This is a genomic window from Streptomyces sp. NPDC058157, assembly GCF_042884105.1.
GTDB lineage: Bacteria > Actinomycetota > Actinomycetes > Streptomycetales > Streptomycetaceae > Streptomyces.
Map to the genome: position 1 here is coordinate 1 of NZ_JBHVUQ010000150.1, position 18673 is coordinate 18673.

The window sequence follows — 18673 nt, forward strand, 5'->3', positions numbered from 1 at the left end:
AATGACCGGCCCCCCCCCGTTATCAACACTCATAGTTTGGCGGGCTGCGTCAGTTGGGAACAAGCCCCCCCCGCGGGGCGGGCCCCCCCCCCCGCGCGCCCCGGCCCCCCGAAGGGATTGTTAACGCTAACAATCGACGCGTCAAGGACCCGCGCGCCGCCCTCACCGAGGAATCCCGGCCGGGACCCGTCCGCCGCCCCAGAGGCACTCGCACCCAGGAAATCCACTTTCCCACACCGGAGTTGACCCCCACACCGTGATCCGCGCAGACCCTTGACGGGGCCCTTGTGAGCGTTAACACTCAGGATCGCCAGGCCGGGGAACACCGCCCACACGGACTTCGCACGCTGCGAGGACGCGGCTCCCGGCCGGCCCCGCCCGACCGCTGCCGGTCGTGCCTGCCGGGGCGCGCCGTGCCGGTCGCGGACCATCACTGGAGGAACTGTGCGGAAGCTTTCAGCGGGCCTCGCCGCCCTGGGCCTGTCGCTGGCCCTGGCGGCCTGCGGCCAGAGCGCCAACGGAGCGGGCGACGGAGGGGGCGGCCGAGACGCCAAGGGCGGCCTCGTCGGCATCGCGATGCCGACCAAGTCGTCCGAGCGCTGGATCGAGGACGGCGCCAACATGGTCAAGGAGTTCCAGGCCAAGGGCTACAAGACGGACCTCCAGTACGGCGACAACGTGGTGGAGAACCAGGTCTCCCAGGTGGAGAACATGATCACCAAGGGGGCGAGGCTCCTGGTGATCGCGGCCATCGACGGTTCCTCGCTCACCAACGTGCTGCAGCGGGCCGCCGACGCCCACGTCCCCGTCATCTCCTACGACCGGCTGATCCGCGGCACCGGCAACGTCGACTACTACGCGACCTTCGACAACTACAAGGTCGGCGTCCTCCAGGGCGGCTACATCGTCGACAAGCTCGGCCTCAAGGAGGGCAAGGGCCCCTTCGACATCGAGCTGTTCGCCGGCTCTCCGGACGACAACAACGCCGCGTTCTTCTACAACGGCGCGATGAGCGTCCTCCAGCCGTACATCGACGGCGGGAAGCTGGTCGTACAGAGCGGCCAGACCTCCCTCGCCCAGATCGCCACACTGCGCTGGGACGGCGGTCTGGCCCAGTCCCGGATGGACAACCTGCTGAGCAAGTCGTACACGGCCGCCCGTCTCGACGCCGTGCTCTCGCCGTACGACGGCATCTCGATCGGCATCATCTCCTCGCTCAAGGGCGTCGGCTACGGCACACCGGGCCGGCCGCTGCCCGTCGTCACGGGCCAGGACGGAGAGCTGGCCTCCGTGAAGTCGATCATCGCGGGCGAGCAGACCCAGACCGTCTACAAGGACACCCGCCAACTGGCCAAGGCCGCGGTCCAGATGGGCGACGCACTGCTGACCGGCGGCAAGCCCCAGGTCAACGACACCCGGCAGTACGACAACGGAGTCAAGACCGTTCCGGCGCAGCTGCTCCAGCCGGTCAGCGTCGACAAGGAGAACTACCGGGAGGTCCTGGTGGACAGCGGCCAGTACACCGCGGACCAGCTCAAGTAGGAACCGGCGGGTGCGGTGCCCGGGGAGCCCCGCGGGCACCGCGCCGCCCCGACGATACGGACGCAGAGCCATGGCCCGACCCGTTCTCGAAATGCGGTCGATCAGCAAGACGTTCCCCGGTGTCAAGGCCCTCTCGGAGGTCGACCTGACCGTCGCCGCCGGCGAGGTGCACGCCGTCTGCGGTGAGAACGGCGCCGGCAAGTCCACCCTGATGAAGGTGCTCAGCGGGGTGTACCCGCACGGCGGCTACGAGGGCGAGATCCACTTCGAAGGCGTCCCCTGCAGGTTCCGGGACATCCGGGCCAGCGAGCGGCGCGGCATCGTGATCATCCACCAGGAACTCGCCCTGGTCCCCCACCTGTCCATCGCCGAGAACGTCTTCCTCGGCAACGAGCACGCCACCCGGGGCGTGATCGACCGGCACCGGACCCTGGCGCACGCCGCCGACCTGCTCCGGCAGGTCGGACTCGACGAGAGTCCGCACACCAGGGTCGCCGATCTCGGCGTGGGCAAACAGCAGTTGGTCGAGATCGCCAAGGCCCTCGCCAAGCAGGTCAAGCTGCTCGTCCTGGACGAGCCCACGGCCGCCCTCAACGACGAGGACAGCCGCACACTGCTCGACCTGATCCTCGCGCTCAAGGCCCGCGGCATCTCCTGCATCCTCATCTCGCACAAGTTGAACGAGATCGCCCGGGTCGCCGACGCCGTCACCGTGCTGCGCGACGGGCGGACCGTCGAGACCCTCGCCGTCGGCCCCGGGGGGATCCCCGAGGAGCGGATCATCCGCGGCATGGTGGGCCGCGACCTGGAGCACCGCTACCCCGAGCGCACCCCCCGGACGGGCGAGGTCTCCTTCGAGATCGAGGACTGGAGCGTCCGGCATCCGGTCGACCACCGGCGCACTGTGGTCGACGGGGTCTCGCTGCATGTCCGGCGGGGTGAGATCGTCGGCATCGCGGGACTCATGGGCGCCGGCCGCACCGAACTGGCCATGAGCGTCTTCGGCCGTTCCTACGGGCGCCGGACCGGCGGCCGGGTGCGGCTGGACGGCCGCGAGATCCGCACCCGGACGGTGCCGGAGGCGATCGGACACGGCATCGCCTACGTGACCGAGGACCGCAAGCGGCTCGGCCTCGACCTGGGCGCCGACATCAGCCGCAACATCTCGCTGAGCGCCCTCGGCAAGGTCGCCCGGAGGGGCTGGGTCGACCGGCACGAGGAGGCGAGGATCGCCGAATCGTTCCGCCGGACCATGAACATCAAGGCTCCCTCGGTGTTCGCGAAGACCGGCGAACTCAGCGGCGGCAACCAGCAGAAGGTCGTCCTCAGCAAATGGATCTTCGCCGAACCGGAGGTGCTGATCCTCGACGAGCCCACCCGGGGCATCGACGTCGGCGCCAAGGCGGAGATCTACGCCGTCGTCGCCCGACTCGCCGACCAGGGCAAGGCGGTGCTCGTCATCTCCTCGGAACTCCCCGAACTCCTGGGCCTGTGCGACCGGATCTACACCATGGCCGCGGGCCGGATCACCGGTGAGGTCGGCCGTGCGGACGCCACCCAGGAATCCCTCATGCGGCTCATGACCATGAGCGCGGCATCCCCCGACAAGCAGGTGTGAGGCATGGCGCAGACCCGAACCACCCCGGATTCCGCACCCGGCACGCCGGAGGCCGGCCGAGGGCCATCGGCGGGTGCCGTACTGGCCCGCGCGCTGCGCGGCAACCTGCGCCAGTACGGGATGCTGCTCGCGCTGGCGCTGATCGTGTTGCTGTTCCAGTTCTGGACGGGGGGCATCCTCCTCCAGCCGCTCAACATCACCAATCTGATCCAGCAGAACGGCTACATCCTCATCCTGGCCATCGGCATGATGATCGTCATCATCGCCGGCCACATCGACCTCTCGGTCGGGTCGCTCGCCGCCTTCGTCGGGGCGGCCGCGGCGGTGATGACGGTCGAGCACCGGACCCCCTGGCCCCTGGCACTGGCGGCCGCGCTCCTGATCGGGGCCCTCGCCGGAGCCTGGCAGGGGTTCTGGATCGCCTACCTCGGGGTCCCCTCGTTCATCGTCACGCTGGCGGGCATGCTGCTGTTCCGCGGGGGGACCCAGATCCTCCTCCAGGGCCAGTCGGTGGCGCCGTTCCCCAAGGGCTTCCAGAACATCAGCAGCGGCTTCCTCCCCGAGGTCGGCCCCCGCACCGACTACCACAACCTCACCCTCCTGCTGGGCCTCGCGGTGCTGGCCGTCGCGGTCCTGCAAGAGGTGCGCGAGCGGCGGCGGGCCGCCTCGTACGGGCTGCGGCCGCTCCCGGCCGGACTGTTCCTGGTGAAGCTCGGCGCGATCACCGCGGCCGTGGTGACCTTCACCCTGCTGCTGGCCAGCTACCACGGCGCGCCGATCGTCCTGCTGCTGCTGGGCGTCCTGCTGGCCGTCTTCGGGTACGTGATGCGCAACTCCGTCCTCGGCCGCCACACCTACGCCATCGGCGGCAACGAGGCGGCGGCGCGGCTGTCCGGGGTGAGGAGCAAGCGGGTCGTCTTCCTCGCCTTCGTGAACATGGGGGTCCTCGCGGCCCTGGCCGGGATGGTGTTCGCCGCACGGCTCAACGCCGGTACGCCGCAGGCCGGCGTCAACTTCGAGCTGGAGGCGATCGCCGCCGCCTTCATCGGCGGCGCCTCCGCGAGCGGCGGTGTGGGTACCGTCCTCGGTGCGCTCACCGGCGGTCTGGTGCTCGGCGTGCTGAACAACGGCATGTCGCTGGTCGGCGTGGGCACCGACTACCAGCAGGTGATCAAGGGCCTGGTCCTGCTGGCGGCCGTCGGCTTCGACGTCTACAACAAGCGCAAGGCCGGAGCCTGAGGCTCTGGTCGTGGCCGCGCGTGCTTCACGGTCCGGGGGGCGTGGGGGCCTGTTCGTCGTTCAGGCGGGCTCGCCACTGGCCGACGTGTTCATCGGGCAGGGAGGCCAAGCGGGCGATCTCGGCGTCGGTGCGTCCGTCGGACCAGGCCAGGATCCGGGCCACGGTGCGGTTTCGTCCGGCCCGGAAGTCCTTCAGCAGACTCTCGAGGCGTTCGACTTCCTCGCCTTCGAAGCGGAGCTGCCGGTCGACGCCGGCGCGTTCCTCGGCGCGCAGGGTGCGGAGGTAGGTGTCGAGTCCGGTCAGGACGAGGCCGTGTTCGCGGGCGGTGTTCTGGAACCTGTCGGTCAGGTCGATCAGCACGCAGTCGGAGACGTCGGCGAGGTTCGCTCCGGGGGGTTTGGCCGCCTCCCAGGTGCTCTTGCCGGTCTCCGTGGTCTCCAGCCAGGTGCGGGCGTCGGTCGGGGTGCGGTCGCCGGACGCCTGGGCGCGGTAGGCGTACAGGGCGGCGCGGTGGCCGTAGAAGGTGAAGCCGTCCTCGATGTGCCTCCCGGCGAGGTGGCAGGTCCTGCCCGGTACCCCCCCGTAGCCGGTGGCGGGGTGGTAGTCGGCGTAGGCGTCGAGTTCGGCGTCGGACGCGACGGCCCAGGAGGGATCGCACAGCTCGGGGTTGGCGTCCAGGAAGGCGCCGACCTCGACGCGCCAGGCCGGGACCGGTGTCATGCGCGGGCGGGGCCAGCGGAGTTCCCCGGACGGGTCGAAGGCAGGGGTCGCGGCGTGCTCGATGTCGTCCCATGCGGTGGCCGCCTCGGCGGACCATTCCAGCTCGCCGGCGGGCCCGATCCGGTGGATCGAGTCCACGAGTCGCTGCACGGCGGGCAGGACGCGCACCGCGAGCGCGTGCAGGTCCTCCGCGCTGAAGAAGTGCCACGTGCAGCCCCGCTGTTCGTCGTGGCTCAGGTGGCCGAGCAACTGCACCATGATTCCGGGGCCCGAGACCGCCCCGTCTCCGAGGGCCCTGCGGGGGACGCCCGGGATCCGGCTGCCGGGGGACTCCTGCGGGGCCCGCCAGTCGGTGTCGCCGAACCAGACGCCACCGCCGCGGGCGTCCACCGCCAGCCACTGCCGGTAGCCGACTCCCGGGCCGTAACGCCGGTCCTGCTGCTCGGCGTTCTCGTCGTGCCATACGTACTCGGCCGGGGGCGGGTCCAGCTCTGCGGCCATGAAGCCGTCCTCGGGGCGGTAGCCGGTGAGGACGCGCGCCGTTGCGGGCACGAAATCGGCTGCGGTCATGAGGGGTTTCCTCTCGGTGGAACGTCAACCGCGGCAAACGTAGTGTGCCCGTCAGACAATAGTTTAACTTTCAGCCACCGTGTCCGGTAGTCGGACACGGTGGGAACTCCGGTGTCCCGGTGAGGTCTACGCGCGTGCGGAGGCCGCCAAGTTGGCCGTTTTTCACGTAGCCTCCACGATCCGTCCACCCCCGTGGCCGCGGGACGCCGCGCCCCCTCACGAGAGCGCGGCCAGTGCCTGCGCGGCGAGCATCCCTTCCAGGTCCAGGACGGCGCGCGGGGTGTGCCGGGTGTCGATGCGGACGGCGTAGATGAACCGCGTCAGCCGCGGCTCGGCCAGGGGGCGCGCCACGACCTGGGTGTGGGTGCGGGGCAGGGCGAGCCGCGGCATGACGGCCACGCACAGGCCGGCGGCCACGAACCCGAGCACGGTGTTGAAGTCGTCCCCGTCGTATTGCAGGCGGGCCTGGAAACCGGGCGTGTTGGCCATCTGGGAGAGCAGTTCCAGGCGCAGCGCGGCCTCCGGAGCGGCGATCCACGTCTCGGAGGCGAGGCTGGGCAGGTCGATGACCTCCCGGTCGGCCAGCCGGTGGTGTGCCGGGACGACGGCCACCACCGGATCCCGTGCGACCAGCGTCCGGCGCAGCATCCGGGGCGGCGGGACGGGGATGAAGTCGTAGTCGTAGCTCAAGGCCAGGTCCATGTCCCCCCGCTTGAGCCGGTTGTATCCGGCCTCGGGCTCCAGCTGACTGAGGCTGACCTGCACGTGGGGGTAGGCCGCGTGGAGTCGGGCCAGCGCCTGCGGAACGATGCCGGTGGCGGCCGAGGCGAAGGCGCCGAGGCGGATCCGGCCGGCCGTACCGGCGCGCATGGCGCCGAGTTCGGCCGAGGCGGTCGCCAGCGCACTGCGGACGCCCTGCTCCGCACCGAGGAGGACTTCGCCGGCCGGTGTGGCGCGCACGGGGCGGCGCTCGAGCACCCTGAGGCCGGCGCGGCGTTCGAGTTCGGCGATCTGCTGGGAGACGGCGGGCGGGCTGTAGCCGAGTTCGCGTGCGGCGGCGCTGAAGGAGCCGTGCCGCACGACGGCTTCGAGGGTGGCGAGCAGGCGGGGGTCGAGTCCGTGCACGGGGTTAAGGCTCACTTATCTGTCGCGAAGATGTGTTTTCTTGTGATGGGAGATGAACGCCAGCAGGATTCTTGCCAGCGGCAAGAAAAACGCAAGCCTGCGTCCTCGGCCCGCGAACTCCCCTCCCCCGCCGCCCCGGTGACCTCCGCCAGGACCACCTCCCCCTCCGCCGCAGCCTGCCGTGGCGGGGGCGTTCGGTCCGGCTCCGGCTGTCGACGGTCGCCCCTCATGCCCCGAAAGGAAGTGGTATGCCCCAGCCACCACTCATCGGAATCACCACCTACCTCAGCCACGCGCAGTGGGGTGAGTGGGACCTTCCCGCCGCAGTGCTGCCCGCGGCCTACGCGGACTGCGTCCGGGCGTCCGGCGGCCGCGCCGTCCTGCTGCCGCCGGACGCGCCGGAGGCCGCGGCCGACGTGGTCGAACGGCTGGACGCGATCGTCCTGGCCGGGGGCGAGGATCTCGATCCCGCACTGTACGGGGCCGTCCCCCATCCGCGTACCGGGCCGCCGGTGCGCGAGCGCGACCGGTGGGAGCGGGCCGTACTCGCCGCCGGCCTGGCCCGCGACATGCCCGTGCTCGGGGTGTGCCGGGGGATGCAGCTGATGAACGTACACGAGGGCGGCACCCTCATCCAGCACCTGCCCGACCGCGTCGGCCACGACGGCCACAACCCCTACCGGGGCCACTTCTGCGCCCACGCCGTGACCACGGTGCCCGGGACCCGGGTCGGCGCCCTGCTGCCGGGGACGCATGAGGTCGCCACGCACCACCATCAGGCGGTGGACCGCCTCGGCGCGGGGTGGATCGTCGCCGCCCGTGCGGCGGACGGCACCGTCGAGGCGATCGAGAGCACCCGGTACCGCTTCGCCGTGGGCGTCCAGTGGCACCCGGAGATGGGTGTCGACGCGCCGGTCGTGCGGGCCCTGGTGGCCGCCGCGGGCTCCGCCGGAGGCACCGGTCCCGCCCGGACGGCCGGGCGGAATGCGCACACGGCGCGAAGCGCGCCGGGCCGGATTTTCCCGACACAGGTGTCTTGACACCCCGGGGCGCACCCCGCAGGATCACAGCGTGAACCTGTCAGACAGCCAGACAGGTGGCCCCGCTCCGCGGCGCGTCAGCGCCATGGAAGCGGTCTTCGGCCACCTGCGCAGCGCCATCGAGCGCGGGGAGTACGTCGTGGGCGACAAGCTCCCCTCCGAAGCCGAGTTGTGCCGCACGCTCGAGGTCAGCCGGCCCGTTCTGCGGGAGGCCCTGCGGGCCCTGCAGGCCATGGGGCTGACCGTCTCCAAGAGCGGCAAGGGCACCTTCGTCGTGGCCAACACGGTCGAGGACCCCACGTTCGGCGACTACGCCGCCAGCGACCTGCTGGAGGTGCGCCGGCACGTAGAGATCCCGGTCGCCGGGTACGCCGCGCTGCGCCGCACCCCCGAGGACCTGGACCACCTGGGCCATCTGCTCGACCGGATGGAGCAGGAGACCGACACCACCGCGTGGGTGGCGATGGACACCGTCTTCCACCTGGCGGTGGCCGAGGCCTCCCGCAACCCCGTCTTCCGCCGCGTCATCGAGGAGATCCGCGACGCACTGGCGCGTCAGTCGACCTTCCTCAACGAACTGGGCGGCCGGCGCGAGCAGTCCAACTGCGAGCACCGGGCGATCCTGGAGGCGCTGGTCGACGGCAGCGAGCACGACGCGGTGGAAGCCATGTCCCACCACCTGCTACGGGTCGAGACGACCCTCACCGACATCGTGCGCCCCCAGCGCACCACCGCCCCTACGGAAGGCAGACCCGAGGCGTGAGCGAGCAGTTCCTCAAAGACGAGAAGCGCCCCACGACCCGTCACGTCGACGCCGGGGACACCGGCTACAGCAAGTCCTTGAAACCCCGGCACGTCAACATGATCGCCATCGGGGGTGCGATCGGCACCGGACTCTTCCTCGGCGCGGGCGGTCGCCTCGCCGACGCCGGTCCCTCCCTGTTCGTCGCCTACGCCGTCTGCGGGGTCTTCGCGTTCCTCGTCGTGCGCGCGCTCGGCGAGCTGGTGCTGTACCGGCCGTCCTCCGGTGCCTTCGTCTCCTACGCCCGGGAGTTCCTCGGGGAGAAGGGCGCCTACACCGCGGGCTGGATGTACTTCCTCAACTGGGCGACCACCGGCATCGCCGACATCACCGCCGTCGCCACGTACACCCACTACTGGCACCTGTTCTCCGACGTCCCCCAGTGGGTGATCGCCCTCATAGCCCTGGCCGTGGTCCTCACCGTGAACCTGATCTCGGTGCGGATCTTCGGCGAACTGGAGTTCTGGTTCGCCATCGTCAAGGTCAGTGCCCTGGTCGTCTTCATGGGGATCGCGATCTTCCTCCTGGTGAGCCGACACCCCGTCGACGGCGCCGTCCCGGGTCCCGCGCTGATCACCGACCACGGCGGGATCTTCCCCAACGGCCTGCTCCCCATGCTCCTGATCATCCAGGGCGTCGTCTTCGCCTACGCCTCCGTCGAGCTGGTCGGCGTCACGGCCGGTGAGACGGAGAACCCCGAGGAGATCATGCCCAAGGCGATCAACTCGATCATGTGGCGCGTGGGCCTCTTCTACGTCGGCTCGGTCGTCCTGCTGTCGATGCTGATGCCCTGGAGCAACTACAGCGCCGGCCAGAGCCCCTTCGTGACCGTGCTCTCCCACATCGGCGTCCCTGCGGCGGGCGACGTGATGAACCTGGTCGTCCTCACTGCGGCCATGTCCTCGCTCAACTCCGGCCTCTACTCCACCGGCCGCATCCTGCGCTCGATGGCCGTCAACGGCTCCGCCCCGCGCTTCACCGCCCGGCTCAGCCGCACCCAGGTCCCCTACGGCGGCATCCTCCTCACCAGCGGCATGTGCGTCCTGGGCGTCGGGCTCAACTTCGTGGTCCCCGCGGACGCGTTCGAGATCGTCCTCAACCTCGCCGCGATCGGCATCCTCTCCACCTGGGGCATGATCATGATCTGCCACCTCCTCTTCTGGCGGAAGACCCGCAGCGGCGAACTCACCCGCCCCTCCTACCGTCTGCCCGGCTCCCCGTGGACCGAACTCGTGACACTGGCCTTCCTCGCCTCCGTCCTGGTCCTCATGTACGCCGACGGAGGAGCCGCGCGCACCACCGTGCTGTGCGTGCCGCTGATCGCCGCGGCGCTGGTCGCCGGCTGGTACGCGGTCCGCGGCCGCGTGGCGCGCGCCGCCGCCGGGAGCGACGGCTGAGTCGGACGCCACCCGTCCTCTGCGCCGGGGGCGGCCGTCGCCGCCCCCGGTCGGCAGCGACCCTCCACAGAACGAGGCAGTGATGCGAAGCAGTTCCCTCGCGGACGCACCCGCGATCCGCGAGCCCCGGCACGCCCCCGTCGCCCACGTCATGCGGGGCGGCCTGATCGAGGGAGTCCACTACGGCTCCGTCGTCGTCCTCGACAGCGGGGGTGAGGTCCGCACGAGCGTCGGAGACATCGAAGCCGCCTGCTACCCGCGCTCGGCCCTCAAGCCGGTCCAGGCCGTCGCCATGGTCCGGGCCGGACTGCCGCTCGACGGCGTCCTGCTCTCCCTCGCGATGGGCAGTCACTCGGGCGAGGAACACCACCTCGCGGGCACCCGGCTCATCCTGGAACTGGCCGGCCTCACCGAGGCCGACCTGCGCAACGTCCCCGACCTGCCCTACGGCCCGGCCGTCCGGGACGCCTGGGTGCGTGAGGGCCGCGGGCCGTCCCGGCTCGCCCAGAACTGCTCCGGCAAGCACGCGGCGATGCTGTACCTGTGCGAGCTGTCCGGCTGGCCCCTGGAGAGCTACCTCGATGCGGACCACCCGCTCCAGAGGAGGATCGCCGAGACCGTCGAGGACCTCACCGGCCAGCGCATCGCGCACGTCACGGTCGACGGCTGCGGATCCCCGCTGTTCGCGGTGTCCCTGCACGGGCTGGCCCGCGCCGCCGCACGCATCGCCACGGCCGGAGCGGACACCGCCGAACACCGGGTCGCGGGCGCGCTGCGCCTCCATCCGGAGATGGCCTCCGGCACGGGGCGGGACTCGGCCGTGCTGATGCGCGCGGTGCCGGGGCTGCTGGTCAAGGACGGCTTCGAGGGCGTCCAGGTCGCCGCGCTGCCCGACGGCCGGGCCATCGCCGTGAAGATCGCCGACGGGGCGGACCGGGCGCGCATCGCGGTGACGGCCGCCGCCCTGGCGCGTGCGGGAGTCGAGCCCCGGCTGCTCGCCGGGTTCGCGGGCGAGCCGGTGACCGGCGGCGGCCGAGCCGTCGGGGGCGTCCGCCCGGTGGCGGCCCTGGACCCGCCCGGCCCCCCTGTCACCGCGACCGCCTGACCCCGGCCCGCCCCTCTCACACCTCCCACCCCTCCCACCCCTCTCACCCCTCTCACCACCTTCGATCCACCCACCTCAGGAAGAGGACCCGCACCCCCATGACCGCCTCCAGCCGCAGCGAACACGACCTGCTCGGAGACCGCGACGTGCCCGCCGACGCCTACTGGGGCGTCCACACCCTGCGCGCCACCGAGAACTTCCCCATCACCGGCACGCCGATCTCCACCTACCCGCACCTGATCGACGCCCTCGCCGCCGTCAAGGAGGCCGCGGCCCTCGCCAACGGGGAACTCGGCCTGCTGGAGCCCGCGAAGGCGGCCGTCATCGTCGCCGCCTGCCAGGAGATCCGCGGCGGCAAGCTCCACGACCAGTTCGTCGTCGACGTCATCCAGGGCGGCGCGGGCACCTCGACCAACATGAACGCCAACGAGGTCATCGCCAACCGGGCGCTGGAGTTGCTGGGCCGCACCAGGGGCGAGTACGGGCACCTGCACCCCAACGAGGACGTCAACCTCGGCCAGTCCACCAACGACGTCTACCCCACCGCCGTGCGGATCGCGACCGTCTTCGCGGTGCGCGGTCTGCTCGACGCCATGGCCGTCCTGCAGAACGCCTTCGCCGGCAAGGCCGCCGAGTTCCACGATGTCCTGAAGATGGGCCGCACCCAGCTCCAGGACGCCGTGCCGATGACGCTCGGACAGGAGTTCTCCGCCTTCGCCGTCATGCTGGACGAGGACCGCAGCCGGCTCGCGGAAGCCCTCGGGCTCATCCACGAGATCAACCTCGGCGCCACCGCCATCGGCACCGGCCTCAACGCCCCGGCCGGATACGCCGAGGCGGCCCGCCGCCACCTCGCCGACATCACGGGCCTGCCCCTGGTCACCGCTCCCGACCTGGTCGAAGCCACCCAGGACTGCGGCGCCTTCGTCCAGATGTCCGGCGTCCTCAAGCGCATCGCCGTCAAGCTGTCCAAGACCTGCAACGACCTGCGCCTGCTGTCCTCCGGGCCCCGCGCCGGACTCGGCGAGATCAACCTGCCGCCGGTCCAGGCGGGATCGAGCATCATGCCCGGCAAGGTCAACCCGGTGATCCCCGAGGTCGTCAACCAGGTCGCCTTCGAGGTCATCGGCAACGACATCACCATCACCATGGCCGCCGAAGCCGGACAGCTCCAGCTCAACGCCTTCGAGCCGGTCATCCTGCACTCGCTGTCGAAGTCCGTCACCCACCTGCGCGCGGCCTGCCTCACCCTCGCGGAACGCTGCGTGAGCGGCATCACCGCCAACACCGCGATGCTGCGCGCCACCGTCGAGAACTCCATCGGTCTGGTGACCGCCCTGAACCCGCACATCGGCTACACCGCCGCCACCGACATCGCCAAGGAGGCCCTCGCCACCGGCCGGGGCGTGGCCGAACTCGTCCTGGAACGGGGCCTGCTGCCGGCCGAACGGCTCACTGCCCTGCTGCGGCCCGAGGCGATCGCGGGAACGGCCCCGGGCCCGGTCCGTACCTGACACCGAGGGCGTCGTCACGCCGCTGTCGCAGCGCGGGTACCGAGCGCGCTGCGACAGGGCGGGTGCACGCCTCAGAACGGGTCAGAGGCGGTTGACGTAGAGGCCGGCGTCGATGGTGTGGTCGACGGTTCCAGGTGGGCCGGTGGTCACGTCGGCGGTGGCGTACTGCCCGTTGGACGCACCGTCGGGGACGGCGTCGGAGTTGACGTCGGCGGGGGCTCCGTTGGCTTGCACGGGTGACCAGAACAACTGGTTGGCGGGGTCACGCGGGCGGGGCTTGATCACGCTGGTGTCGGCGGTGGACTTGTCGAAGCGGATCTTGTACTTGGTGTTGGGGCGGACCCCGTGCTCGGGGCCGAAGTAGTAGGCGCCGTCGACACCGGTGCGAACGGTGGCCATGAGCGTGCCGTCCTCGGCCAGGAGCTGAACGGTGACGCCGGGGATGCCCGGTTCGTCGTCGTCGACGCTCTGGGCGCCGCCCTTGTTCTTGTCGTACCAGACGCGGCTGCCGATCTGGACGGCCGGTTCGTCGCAGAGGACCTCGAGGTCGCCGAGTCCGTTGGCCTTGCCGAAGCCGCCGTCGAGCGGGTCGTTGAGCTTCTGGATGCTGAAGCCGTTCTCGGCCGTGTTGGCGCCGCGGCTTCCGGTGGTGCGGTCGAAGAAGCCGATGCCTCCGGTCCAGGCCTGGTTGGTCGGGTCCATCGAGGTGCTCGCGACGCGGCCCTCGCGCAGCGAGAGGCCGATGGCGCCCTGGGCGGTCTCCTGGTGGACCCCTGGCCAGTTGTCACCCGGGTAGAACTCGACGACGTTGGCGGCCTGGCCGCCGTTGGGCCGGGTGGGGGCGTTGTTGGGGCAGTTTCCGACGCCCTCCCACTCGAAGGAGCCGTCCGGCTTGCGGCACGCCCGGTTGAGGTCTCCGCCCGAGACGGTGGAGTGCAGTCCCGTGTAGGCGGAGTTGGGGTGGTCCATCTGGAAGCCGGTCATGTCGGCGAAGCGGTCGCGGAAGCCGAGGACCATGTCGCCGTTGCTCTCGATGGCGATGTCGCTCAGGATCGGCTCGGGGTGGGCGACGATCTGACTCGGCGCCGGGAAGGTGGCGGGACCGGCCGTCCACGGGTACCAGCGGCTGGAGAAGGTGGCACCTACATTGGCCTCCCCGCGGGGGAAGTTGAGGGTCTTGGTGAGGATCGGCGTCGCACCGAAGGTCCCGGCGACCGGGTTGTACGTCCACACGGCAGCCAGGAGGTCGGCCGCGTTCTGGGTGGACTCGGCCGAGCAGGTGCCGCCGACGTACACGACACCGTCGCGCACACCGAGCCCGAAGGGCCTCCAGTCGCTCGCGGCCCGACAGCCCGGGTTGGGAATGGCCACGGAGGTCACCGGCGCGGCCGCGGTCGGCTGCCCGGCGTTGTACGTGTACAGGCGGCGGTCGTTGAGGTTGACGGCAAAGAGCTGCCGGTCGTTCTCGGAGATGTCGATGTCGCCGAGGGACTCCTTGCCGACCGTGCTGACGAAGGGTCCGTCGAGGCGGACGGAGTCCTGGTGCGCGGTGGTGCCGGCGTTGGGGACGGTGGTGAACAGCGTGGTGGGGCCGCCGGCGCGGGGGGTGACGTAGATGGCGCCCTGGCCGCCCGGGCCGTAGACCGTGTGCCGCTTGGCGTGGGCTCCGGTGAAGATGCGGCGCTGCTGGCGGTGGTAGGCGACGCCGTAGGTGTTGCCGGTGTCGTTGCGCGTGGCGAGGGTGGTGGTGTTGCCGCTGTTGCTGTCTCCGCGTTCGTTGAAGCCGAAGGTCACCGTGGTGCGCACGCCGCCGGACTTGGTGGCGGCGACCTGGCAGACGGTGCTCAGATGGGGGTTGTCCTCGCACCAGTCGGCCGGGTTGCGCACGCCCATGGTCAGTTCGGCGTCCTTCCCGTCGGCGACGTCGATGATGCTGGCGTTCGAAGCGAGGCCGCCGGCGGCGCCGAAGGTCGGCTCGAGGAAGGAGCCGTTCGGCATCTTCATCCGGACGTAGTACTTGCCGCCGGACAGAACGGTGTTGGGCGGGAAGGTCGCGACCCCGTCGGGGCCGGTGACTCCGGTGACCGTGTAACCGTCGACGTCGGTCAGCTCGACGGTGATGCCGGCTGCCGGGAGCTCGGTCGCACTGTCGTAGCGGCCGTTGGTGTTGGAGTCACGGATGACTTTGATGCGGACGGTGCCGTCGCTGGGATCGGCGCCGAGGGCGGGCTGCTGGAGCACGCCGGTGGTCAGGGCGAGGCCGGCGGCTAGTGCCACCAGGGCCTTCCTCAGGGCTTTCAAGAACTCCTCCATGTCACGCAAAGCAGCGGTGAACACGTTGAGTAATCATCGTTTCGCCTTTTTGATCTTCCCTGGAAGGCCGCGGCAGTCGATTCGCACTATTGAGTGGCCCGTCCCGCGGTGGAGTGGGGCCTGAAGAACGGATTCACCCCTGCTCCCCCAAGAGGTCATGCGCAAGGGGCCGTTCGGGGGTGCAGGCGGCCGGTACGAAGAAGGCTCCGGAGGCGGTGGCGGTGACGAACCGCATCAGGTCGTCGCCGTCGTCCAGGCGCCGCTGGGTGGCGGTGAAGGTCCGTAGCCGCCGCTGGAAGCTGACGAACAGCAATCCCTGGTCCCCGGGGCCGTTGCGGTAGCTGTACCCCCGGCGGAGCATCCTGCCGCTGCCCGTGGCGTTCGGGTTGGCCCGCCGGGCGTGTGCCATGGCCGGCACCAGGTACCGGCCGCGGGGCGTCTTCGCCGACAGGTCGAGCCGGTCCAGCGCCTCCCCGCCGCTGAGCGGCGCGCCGTCCGCCTTGCGGCGGCCGATCGTCTCCTCCTGGCGGGCGGCCGACTGGGCGAGGAAGCCGGTGGCGTCGACGCGCAGCCGCCGTACGACGGCGATCGTCCCGTCGGCCAGGGGGCCGGGACCGTCCAGCCACACCTCGCGGTCGAGCTCGGGGCGCGTGCGCGGGTTCTCGATCCCGTCCGGGAAGCCCAGCAGGTTGCGGACCGGGCCGTTTCCCGGCGGCCTGAAGCCCGTCTGCGACCACCGGCCCGACGCGCCCTCGGCGGCGAGGGCCCGCGCGAGACGCGTATCGGCGAGGCCGACGGCGACCGGATCGCTCGCGCACACCTGCACCAGCAGGTCACCACCCCAGGTGCGGGCCGTCCGCTCCTCACGGGCGAAGGCGGGCAGTTCCAGGCCGCCGGCCACACCCAGCACGGCGGGCCCGACCAGGCGCGGTCCCAGCCCCACCGTCACGGTCAGCGCCTCCCCGGGCTGCGCGGTCGTCAGCTCCAGGACGGCCTCCCCCAGCCGGGCGACCACCCGCGCGGGGCCGACTCGCGGGGGCAGGTCGTACACCGACACCACCGCGTGGGTCTGCGGCTGCGCCGGACGGTCGACCCCCGCCTGGCGCGGGCCGCCCGGTCCGGCCCCACCGCGCGCGGAGGGTTCGCCCCCCGTCGCGCGCGGCCCCGGGAGGGTGACCGCCGGGGCGTCGGGGCGGCAGGCTCCCAGGGCCGCCGCCACGGGCAGTACGGCGAGCAGGGACCGGCGAACCATCGAAGGGTTGTCACGCTGCGTGGTCATGTGAGTACTCTACGCAGCAACGATCGACGGCCGACCGTCTCGGCCCGCCCCGCACGCTCCCGGACGAGGACGTCTCACCGTGCCCGTTTCCCGCTCGCCGATCCGGCTCCGACTCCGGCTCGCCGCCGCGCTGTTCGCCTGCGTGGCGGCGACCGCCTGCACCGCCGGGACCCCCGGCCCCGCAGACGACGCCCCCCGCGGCCCGGTCACCATCCGGGTGCCCGCCGAGGCCCCGACCATCACCGCCGCCCTCGAACGGGCCCGCCCCCACGACCTCGTACTCCTCTCACCGGGCCGGTACCGGGAGACCGTCCGGCTCCGCACGCCCCAGGTCACCCTGCGCGGCACCGACCGCGACCGGGTGGTCGTCGACGGCGAGGGCCGGCGCGGCAACGGCATCGTGGTCACCGCGCCCGGCGTGACGGTCGAGAACCTCACCGTCCGCAGCCACCTGCAGAACGGCGTCCTGGTGACCGGGCTGAAGAACGGCGACGAGGGCATCGGGCGCGGCAGCGACGGCTACCACCGCCTCGACCCGGTGGCCGACCCCCCGCTCGACGGGTTCCGCGTCCGCTACATCACCGCCGCGGACAACGGCCTGTACGGCATCTACGCCTTCAACGCCCGCCACGGCACCATCGAGGACAACTACGCCTCCGGCAGCGCCGATTCGGGCATCTACGTCGGCCAGTGCAAGCCGTGCGGGATCCTCGTGCGCGGCAACACCGCCGAACGCAACGCGGTGGGATACGAGAACACCAACGCCAGCGGCCCCCTGTGGATCGTCGGGAACCGCTTCACCGGCAACCGGGTCGGCATGACCATCGGCTCCGACTACCTCGAAGCCCTCACCCCCCAGGGCGGAGCCACGATCGCCGGCAACCTCGTCGCCGACAACGCCGCCGCCGACACCCCCGAACAGGCCGACGGGGGCTACGGGATCGGCATCGGCATCGCCGGAGGCCGCGACAACACCGTCACGCGCAACCGCATCACGGGCCACCCCCGGGCCGGCCTCGTCCTCACCTCCGCGGAGGACCTCCCGCCCGTCGGCAACCGGATGACCGGCAACGTCTTCGACGCCAACGCCCTCGACGCCGCCCACCTCGCCTCCGCCCTCGCCCCCGGCACCGGCAACTGCTTCACCGGGCCGCTCAGGCGCACCGTGCCCGCGGACCTGGCGACAGCCATGGCCTGCCCGGGGCGCACCACCCCCGATCCCGGCGGCAACACCCTGCCGGCCACCCCGCCAGCACCCCCCGGGGTGCCGTTCCTGGACGTGCCCCTGCCCCCCGCACAGCCGCAGCTGCCCGGAGCGGCCACCGCACCGGCCACACCCGTCACGACGCCCTCGCCCGTCGATCCGGCGGACGTCCCCCTGCCCCCGGCAACGCTGCTCGCGGACCGCAGTCGGGACCGCCGATGAACCGCCGCACCGTCCTGCGCCTCGTACTGGCACCCCTCCTGGCGCTGACCGCCTGCTCCGCCCCCGCGCACAGCGCCAAGCCCGCCGCGCCCCGGCAGCTCACCTCCGAGGAAGCCGACCGCATGGCACTGGCCCGCTTCACCACGTACCGCCGGCGCAGCGGCGACGTCACCGCGACGATCCCCTCCGGCGGCAGGACCATCACCCTCACCGGACGCGTCGACTGGCGCGGGCACCACGGCTACGCGGAGCTCCGCGACGACGCCGTGCCCCCCACCCGCGAACTGGTGCACTGGAGCCCGGCCGGCGTCGCGGCCCTCCCCCACTGGACCGGGGGGCTCCCCGACCGGCCGACCGCCTCCGGGTGGCAGCTCCACCCCCTCCAGCCGCACACGGCCTCGCTAGACTCCATGCTGCTGCTCCTCCTCCACCTCGGGGCCGACCGGCCCGACAACGCGCAGCTCCTGGCCCGCAGCGACGCCCGCTGGCTGCGCGACGACCGGGTCGGCGCGACCCCCGTCATCGTCGCGGCCGGCCCGGGTGCACCGGGCGCCCCCGCGGGCAGTGGCCGGCTCGGCAACACCCGCTACTGGATCGACGCCGACGGCCGGCTGCTGCGCTTCCAGGCCCGCCTCGGCGGCGAGGTCCAGTGGGCCACCGCCGAACTCCACCCGGCCCGCCCCGGCAAGCCCCTTCCCGCTCCCCCGGAGCAGCTCGCCCAGGCAACCGCTCAGCATTGACCGGCGGCGGTCAGGGCTGTCGGGCCGTGAGGAGGACGGCGCCGTCGTCGACGACCTGGTGGCCGGTGCCGTAGTGGGCCAGCAGGTCCTGCTCCAGGGACGCCCGCATCGCGGGGTTGTCCGGGTGGTGGGCGTGCCAGAAGTCGGCGAGGACGTGCGGGTCGTCGGTGTAGTGGAGCACCCAGCTCGCGGTGACCGCGTCGAACCCCGAGGCCGCCGGCTGAAACGAGGAGCGGTGGGGG

The 18673-nt window shown here is 71.7% G+C and carries 15 protein-coding genes; 10 read left to right on the forward strand and 5 right to left on the reverse strand.

From position 1 onward, the window contains the following. Window positions 1-444 precede the first annotated feature (444 nt). The 3 genes from chvE to mmsB all read left to right on the forward strand — a co-directional run bounded on the left by chvE (window position 445) and on the right by mmsB (window position 4399). Window positions 445-1542, forward strand: coding sequence for a multiple monosaccharide ABC transporter substrate-binding protein (chvE, locus tag ACFVXK_RS28530; protein ID WP_389616804.1), 1098 nt, complete (start codon window positions 445-447; stop codon window positions 1540-1542). Window positions 1543-1612: 70 nt separating this feature from the next. Continuing rightward, complete coding sequence (gene mmsA, locus ACFVXK_RS28535; protein WP_389616807.1) at window positions 1613-3160, forward strand: multiple monosaccharide ABC transporter ATP-binding protein; 1548 nt, start codon at window positions 1613-1615, stop codon at window positions 3158-3160. 3 nt (window positions 3161-3163) lie between these two features. Beyond that, window positions 3164-4399: a multiple monosaccharide ABC transporter permease gene (gene mmsB / locus ACFVXK_RS28540; RefSeq protein WP_389616810.1), complete on the forward strand. Its 1236-nt coding sequence runs from the start codon at window positions 3164-3166 to the stop codon at window positions 4397-4399. Between the two features lie 25 nt (window positions 4400-4424). Here the strand turns inward: mmsB and ACFVXK_RS28545 are convergent, their stop codons facing one another. After that, on the reverse strand, window positions 4425-5690 hold the full coding sequence (locus ACFVXK_RS28545) for a hypothetical protein (protein WP_389616813.1): 1266 nt from the start codon (window positions 5688-5690) through the stop codon (window positions 4425-4427). Window positions 5691-5906: 216 nt separating this feature from the next. Beyond that, the gene (locus ACFVXK_RS28550) at window positions 5907-6815 is read right to left on the reverse strand and encodes a LysR family transcriptional regulator (protein WP_389616816.1); all 909 of its coding nucleotides are present in this window, start codon (window positions 6813-6815) and stop codon (window positions 5907-5909) included. A gap of 248 nt (window positions 6816-7063) precedes the next feature. On the opposite strand from ACFVXK_RS28550, the gene ACFVXK_RS28555 reads away from it, so the two are divergent. The 5 genes from ACFVXK_RS28555 (at window position 7064) to aspA (ending at window position 12673) form a co-directional block, all read left to right on the forward strand. Continuing rightward, the gene (locus ACFVXK_RS28555; RefSeq protein ID WP_389616819.1) at window positions 7064-7855 is read left to right on the forward strand and encodes a gamma-glutamyl-gamma-aminobutyrate hydrolase family protein; all 792 of its coding nucleotides are present in this window, start codon (window positions 7064-7066) and stop codon (window positions 7853-7855) included. Between the two features lie 85 nt (window positions 7856-7940). Then, entirely contained in the window at window positions 7941-8618 is a 678-nt protein-coding gene (locus ACFVXK_RS28560; RefSeq protein WP_389616844.1) for a FadR/GntR family transcriptional regulator, read from the forward strand. Then, entirely contained in the window at window positions 8615-10054 is a 1440-nt protein-coding gene (locus ACFVXK_RS28565; RefSeq protein ID WP_389616822.1) for an amino acid permease, read from the forward strand. Before ACFVXK_RS28560 ends, ACFVXK_RS28565 begins: the two co-directional genes overlap by 4 nt. Window positions 10055-10136: 82 nt before the next feature. Next, window positions 10137-11159, forward strand: coding sequence for an asparaginase (locus tag ACFVXK_RS28570; RefSeq protein WP_389616825.1), 1023 nt, complete (start codon window positions 10137-10139; stop codon window positions 11157-11159). Window positions 11160-11257: 98 nt separating this feature from the next. Next, the gene (gene aspA, locus ACFVXK_RS28575) at window positions 11258-12673 is read left to right on the forward strand and encodes an aspartate ammonia-lyase (RefSeq protein WP_389616827.1); all 1416 of its coding nucleotides are present in this window, start codon (window positions 11258-11260) and stop codon (window positions 12671-12673) included. Window positions 12674-12754: 81 nt separating this feature from the next. Here the strand turns inward: aspA and ACFVXK_RS28580 are convergent, their stop codons facing one another. After that, entirely contained in the window at window positions 12755-14974 is a 2220-nt protein-coding gene (locus tag ACFVXK_RS28580) for an SdrD B-like domain-containing protein (RefSeq protein WP_389616830.1), read from the reverse strand. A 145-nt stretch (window positions 14975-15119) separates the two neighbouring features. Further along, window positions 15120-16265: a Dyp-type peroxidase gene (locus ACFVXK_RS28585; protein ID WP_389616833.1), complete on the reverse strand. Its 1146-nt coding sequence runs from the start codon at window positions 16263-16265 to the stop codon at window positions 15120-15122. Between the two features lie 79 nt (window positions 16266-16344). Between ACFVXK_RS28585 and ACFVXK_RS28590 the strand changes: the two genes are divergently transcribed. Together ACFVXK_RS28590 and ACFVXK_RS28595 are read left to right on the forward strand one after the other, a co-directional pair. Further along, complete coding sequence (locus ACFVXK_RS28590) at window positions 16345-17691, forward strand: nitrous oxide reductase family maturation protein NosD (protein ID WP_389616836.1); 1347 nt, start codon at window positions 16345-16347, stop codon at window positions 17689-17691. Then, window positions 17688-18431, forward strand: coding sequence for a hypothetical protein (locus ACFVXK_RS28595; RefSeq protein WP_389616839.1), 744 nt, complete (start codon window positions 17688-17690; stop codon window positions 18429-18431). Before ACFVXK_RS28590 ends, ACFVXK_RS28595 begins: the two co-directional genes overlap by 4 nt. A gap of 10 nt (window positions 18432-18441) precedes the next feature. On the opposite strand, the gene ACFVXK_RS28600 is transcribed toward ACFVXK_RS28595, so the two are convergent. After that, a partial coding sequence (locus ACFVXK_RS28600) for a hypothetical protein (RefSeq protein ID WP_389616842.1) occupies window positions 18442-18673 on the reverse strand: 232 nt, incomplete at its 5' end.

What these genes read in the sequence shown, in the direction of transcription:
- mmsA (WP_389616807.1), top strand. Translation starts at nt 1,613, where the DNA reads ATGGCCCGACCCGTTCTCGAAATGCGGTCGATCAGCAAGACGTTCCCC.
- mmsB (WP_389616810.1), top strand. Translation starts at nt 3,164, where the DNA reads ATGGCGCAGACCCGAACCACCCCGGATTCCGCACCCGGCACGCCGGAG.
- ACFVXK_RS28545 (WP_389616813.1), bottom strand. Translation starts at nt 5,690, where the DNA reads ATGACCGCAGCCGATTTCGTGCCCGCAACGGCGCGCGTCCTCACCGGC.
- ACFVXK_RS28555 (WP_389616819.1), top strand. Translation starts at nt 7,064, where the DNA reads ATGCCCCAGCCACCACTCATCGGAATCACCACCTACCTCAGCCACGCG.
- ACFVXK_RS28560 (WP_389616844.1), top strand. Translation starts at nt 7,941, where the DNA reads ATGGAAGCGGTCTTCGGCCACCTGCGCAGCGCCATCGAGCGCGGGGAG.
- ACFVXK_RS28570 (WP_389616825.1), top strand. Translation starts at nt 10,137, where the DNA reads ATGCGAAGCAGTTCCCTCGCGGACGCACCCGCGATCCGCGAGCCCCGG.
- aspA (WP_389616827.1), top strand. Translation starts at nt 11,258, where the DNA reads ATGACCGCCTCCAGCCGCAGCGAACACGACCTGCTCGGAGACCGCGAC.
- ACFVXK_RS28585 (WP_389616833.1), bottom strand. Translation starts at nt 16,265, where the DNA reads ATGACCACGCAGCGTGACAACCCTTCGATGGTTCGCCGGTCCCTGCTC.
- ACFVXK_RS28595 (WP_389616839.1), top strand. Translation starts at nt 17,688, where the DNA reads ATGAACCGCCGCACCGTCCTGCGCCTCGTACTGGCACCCCTCCTGGCG.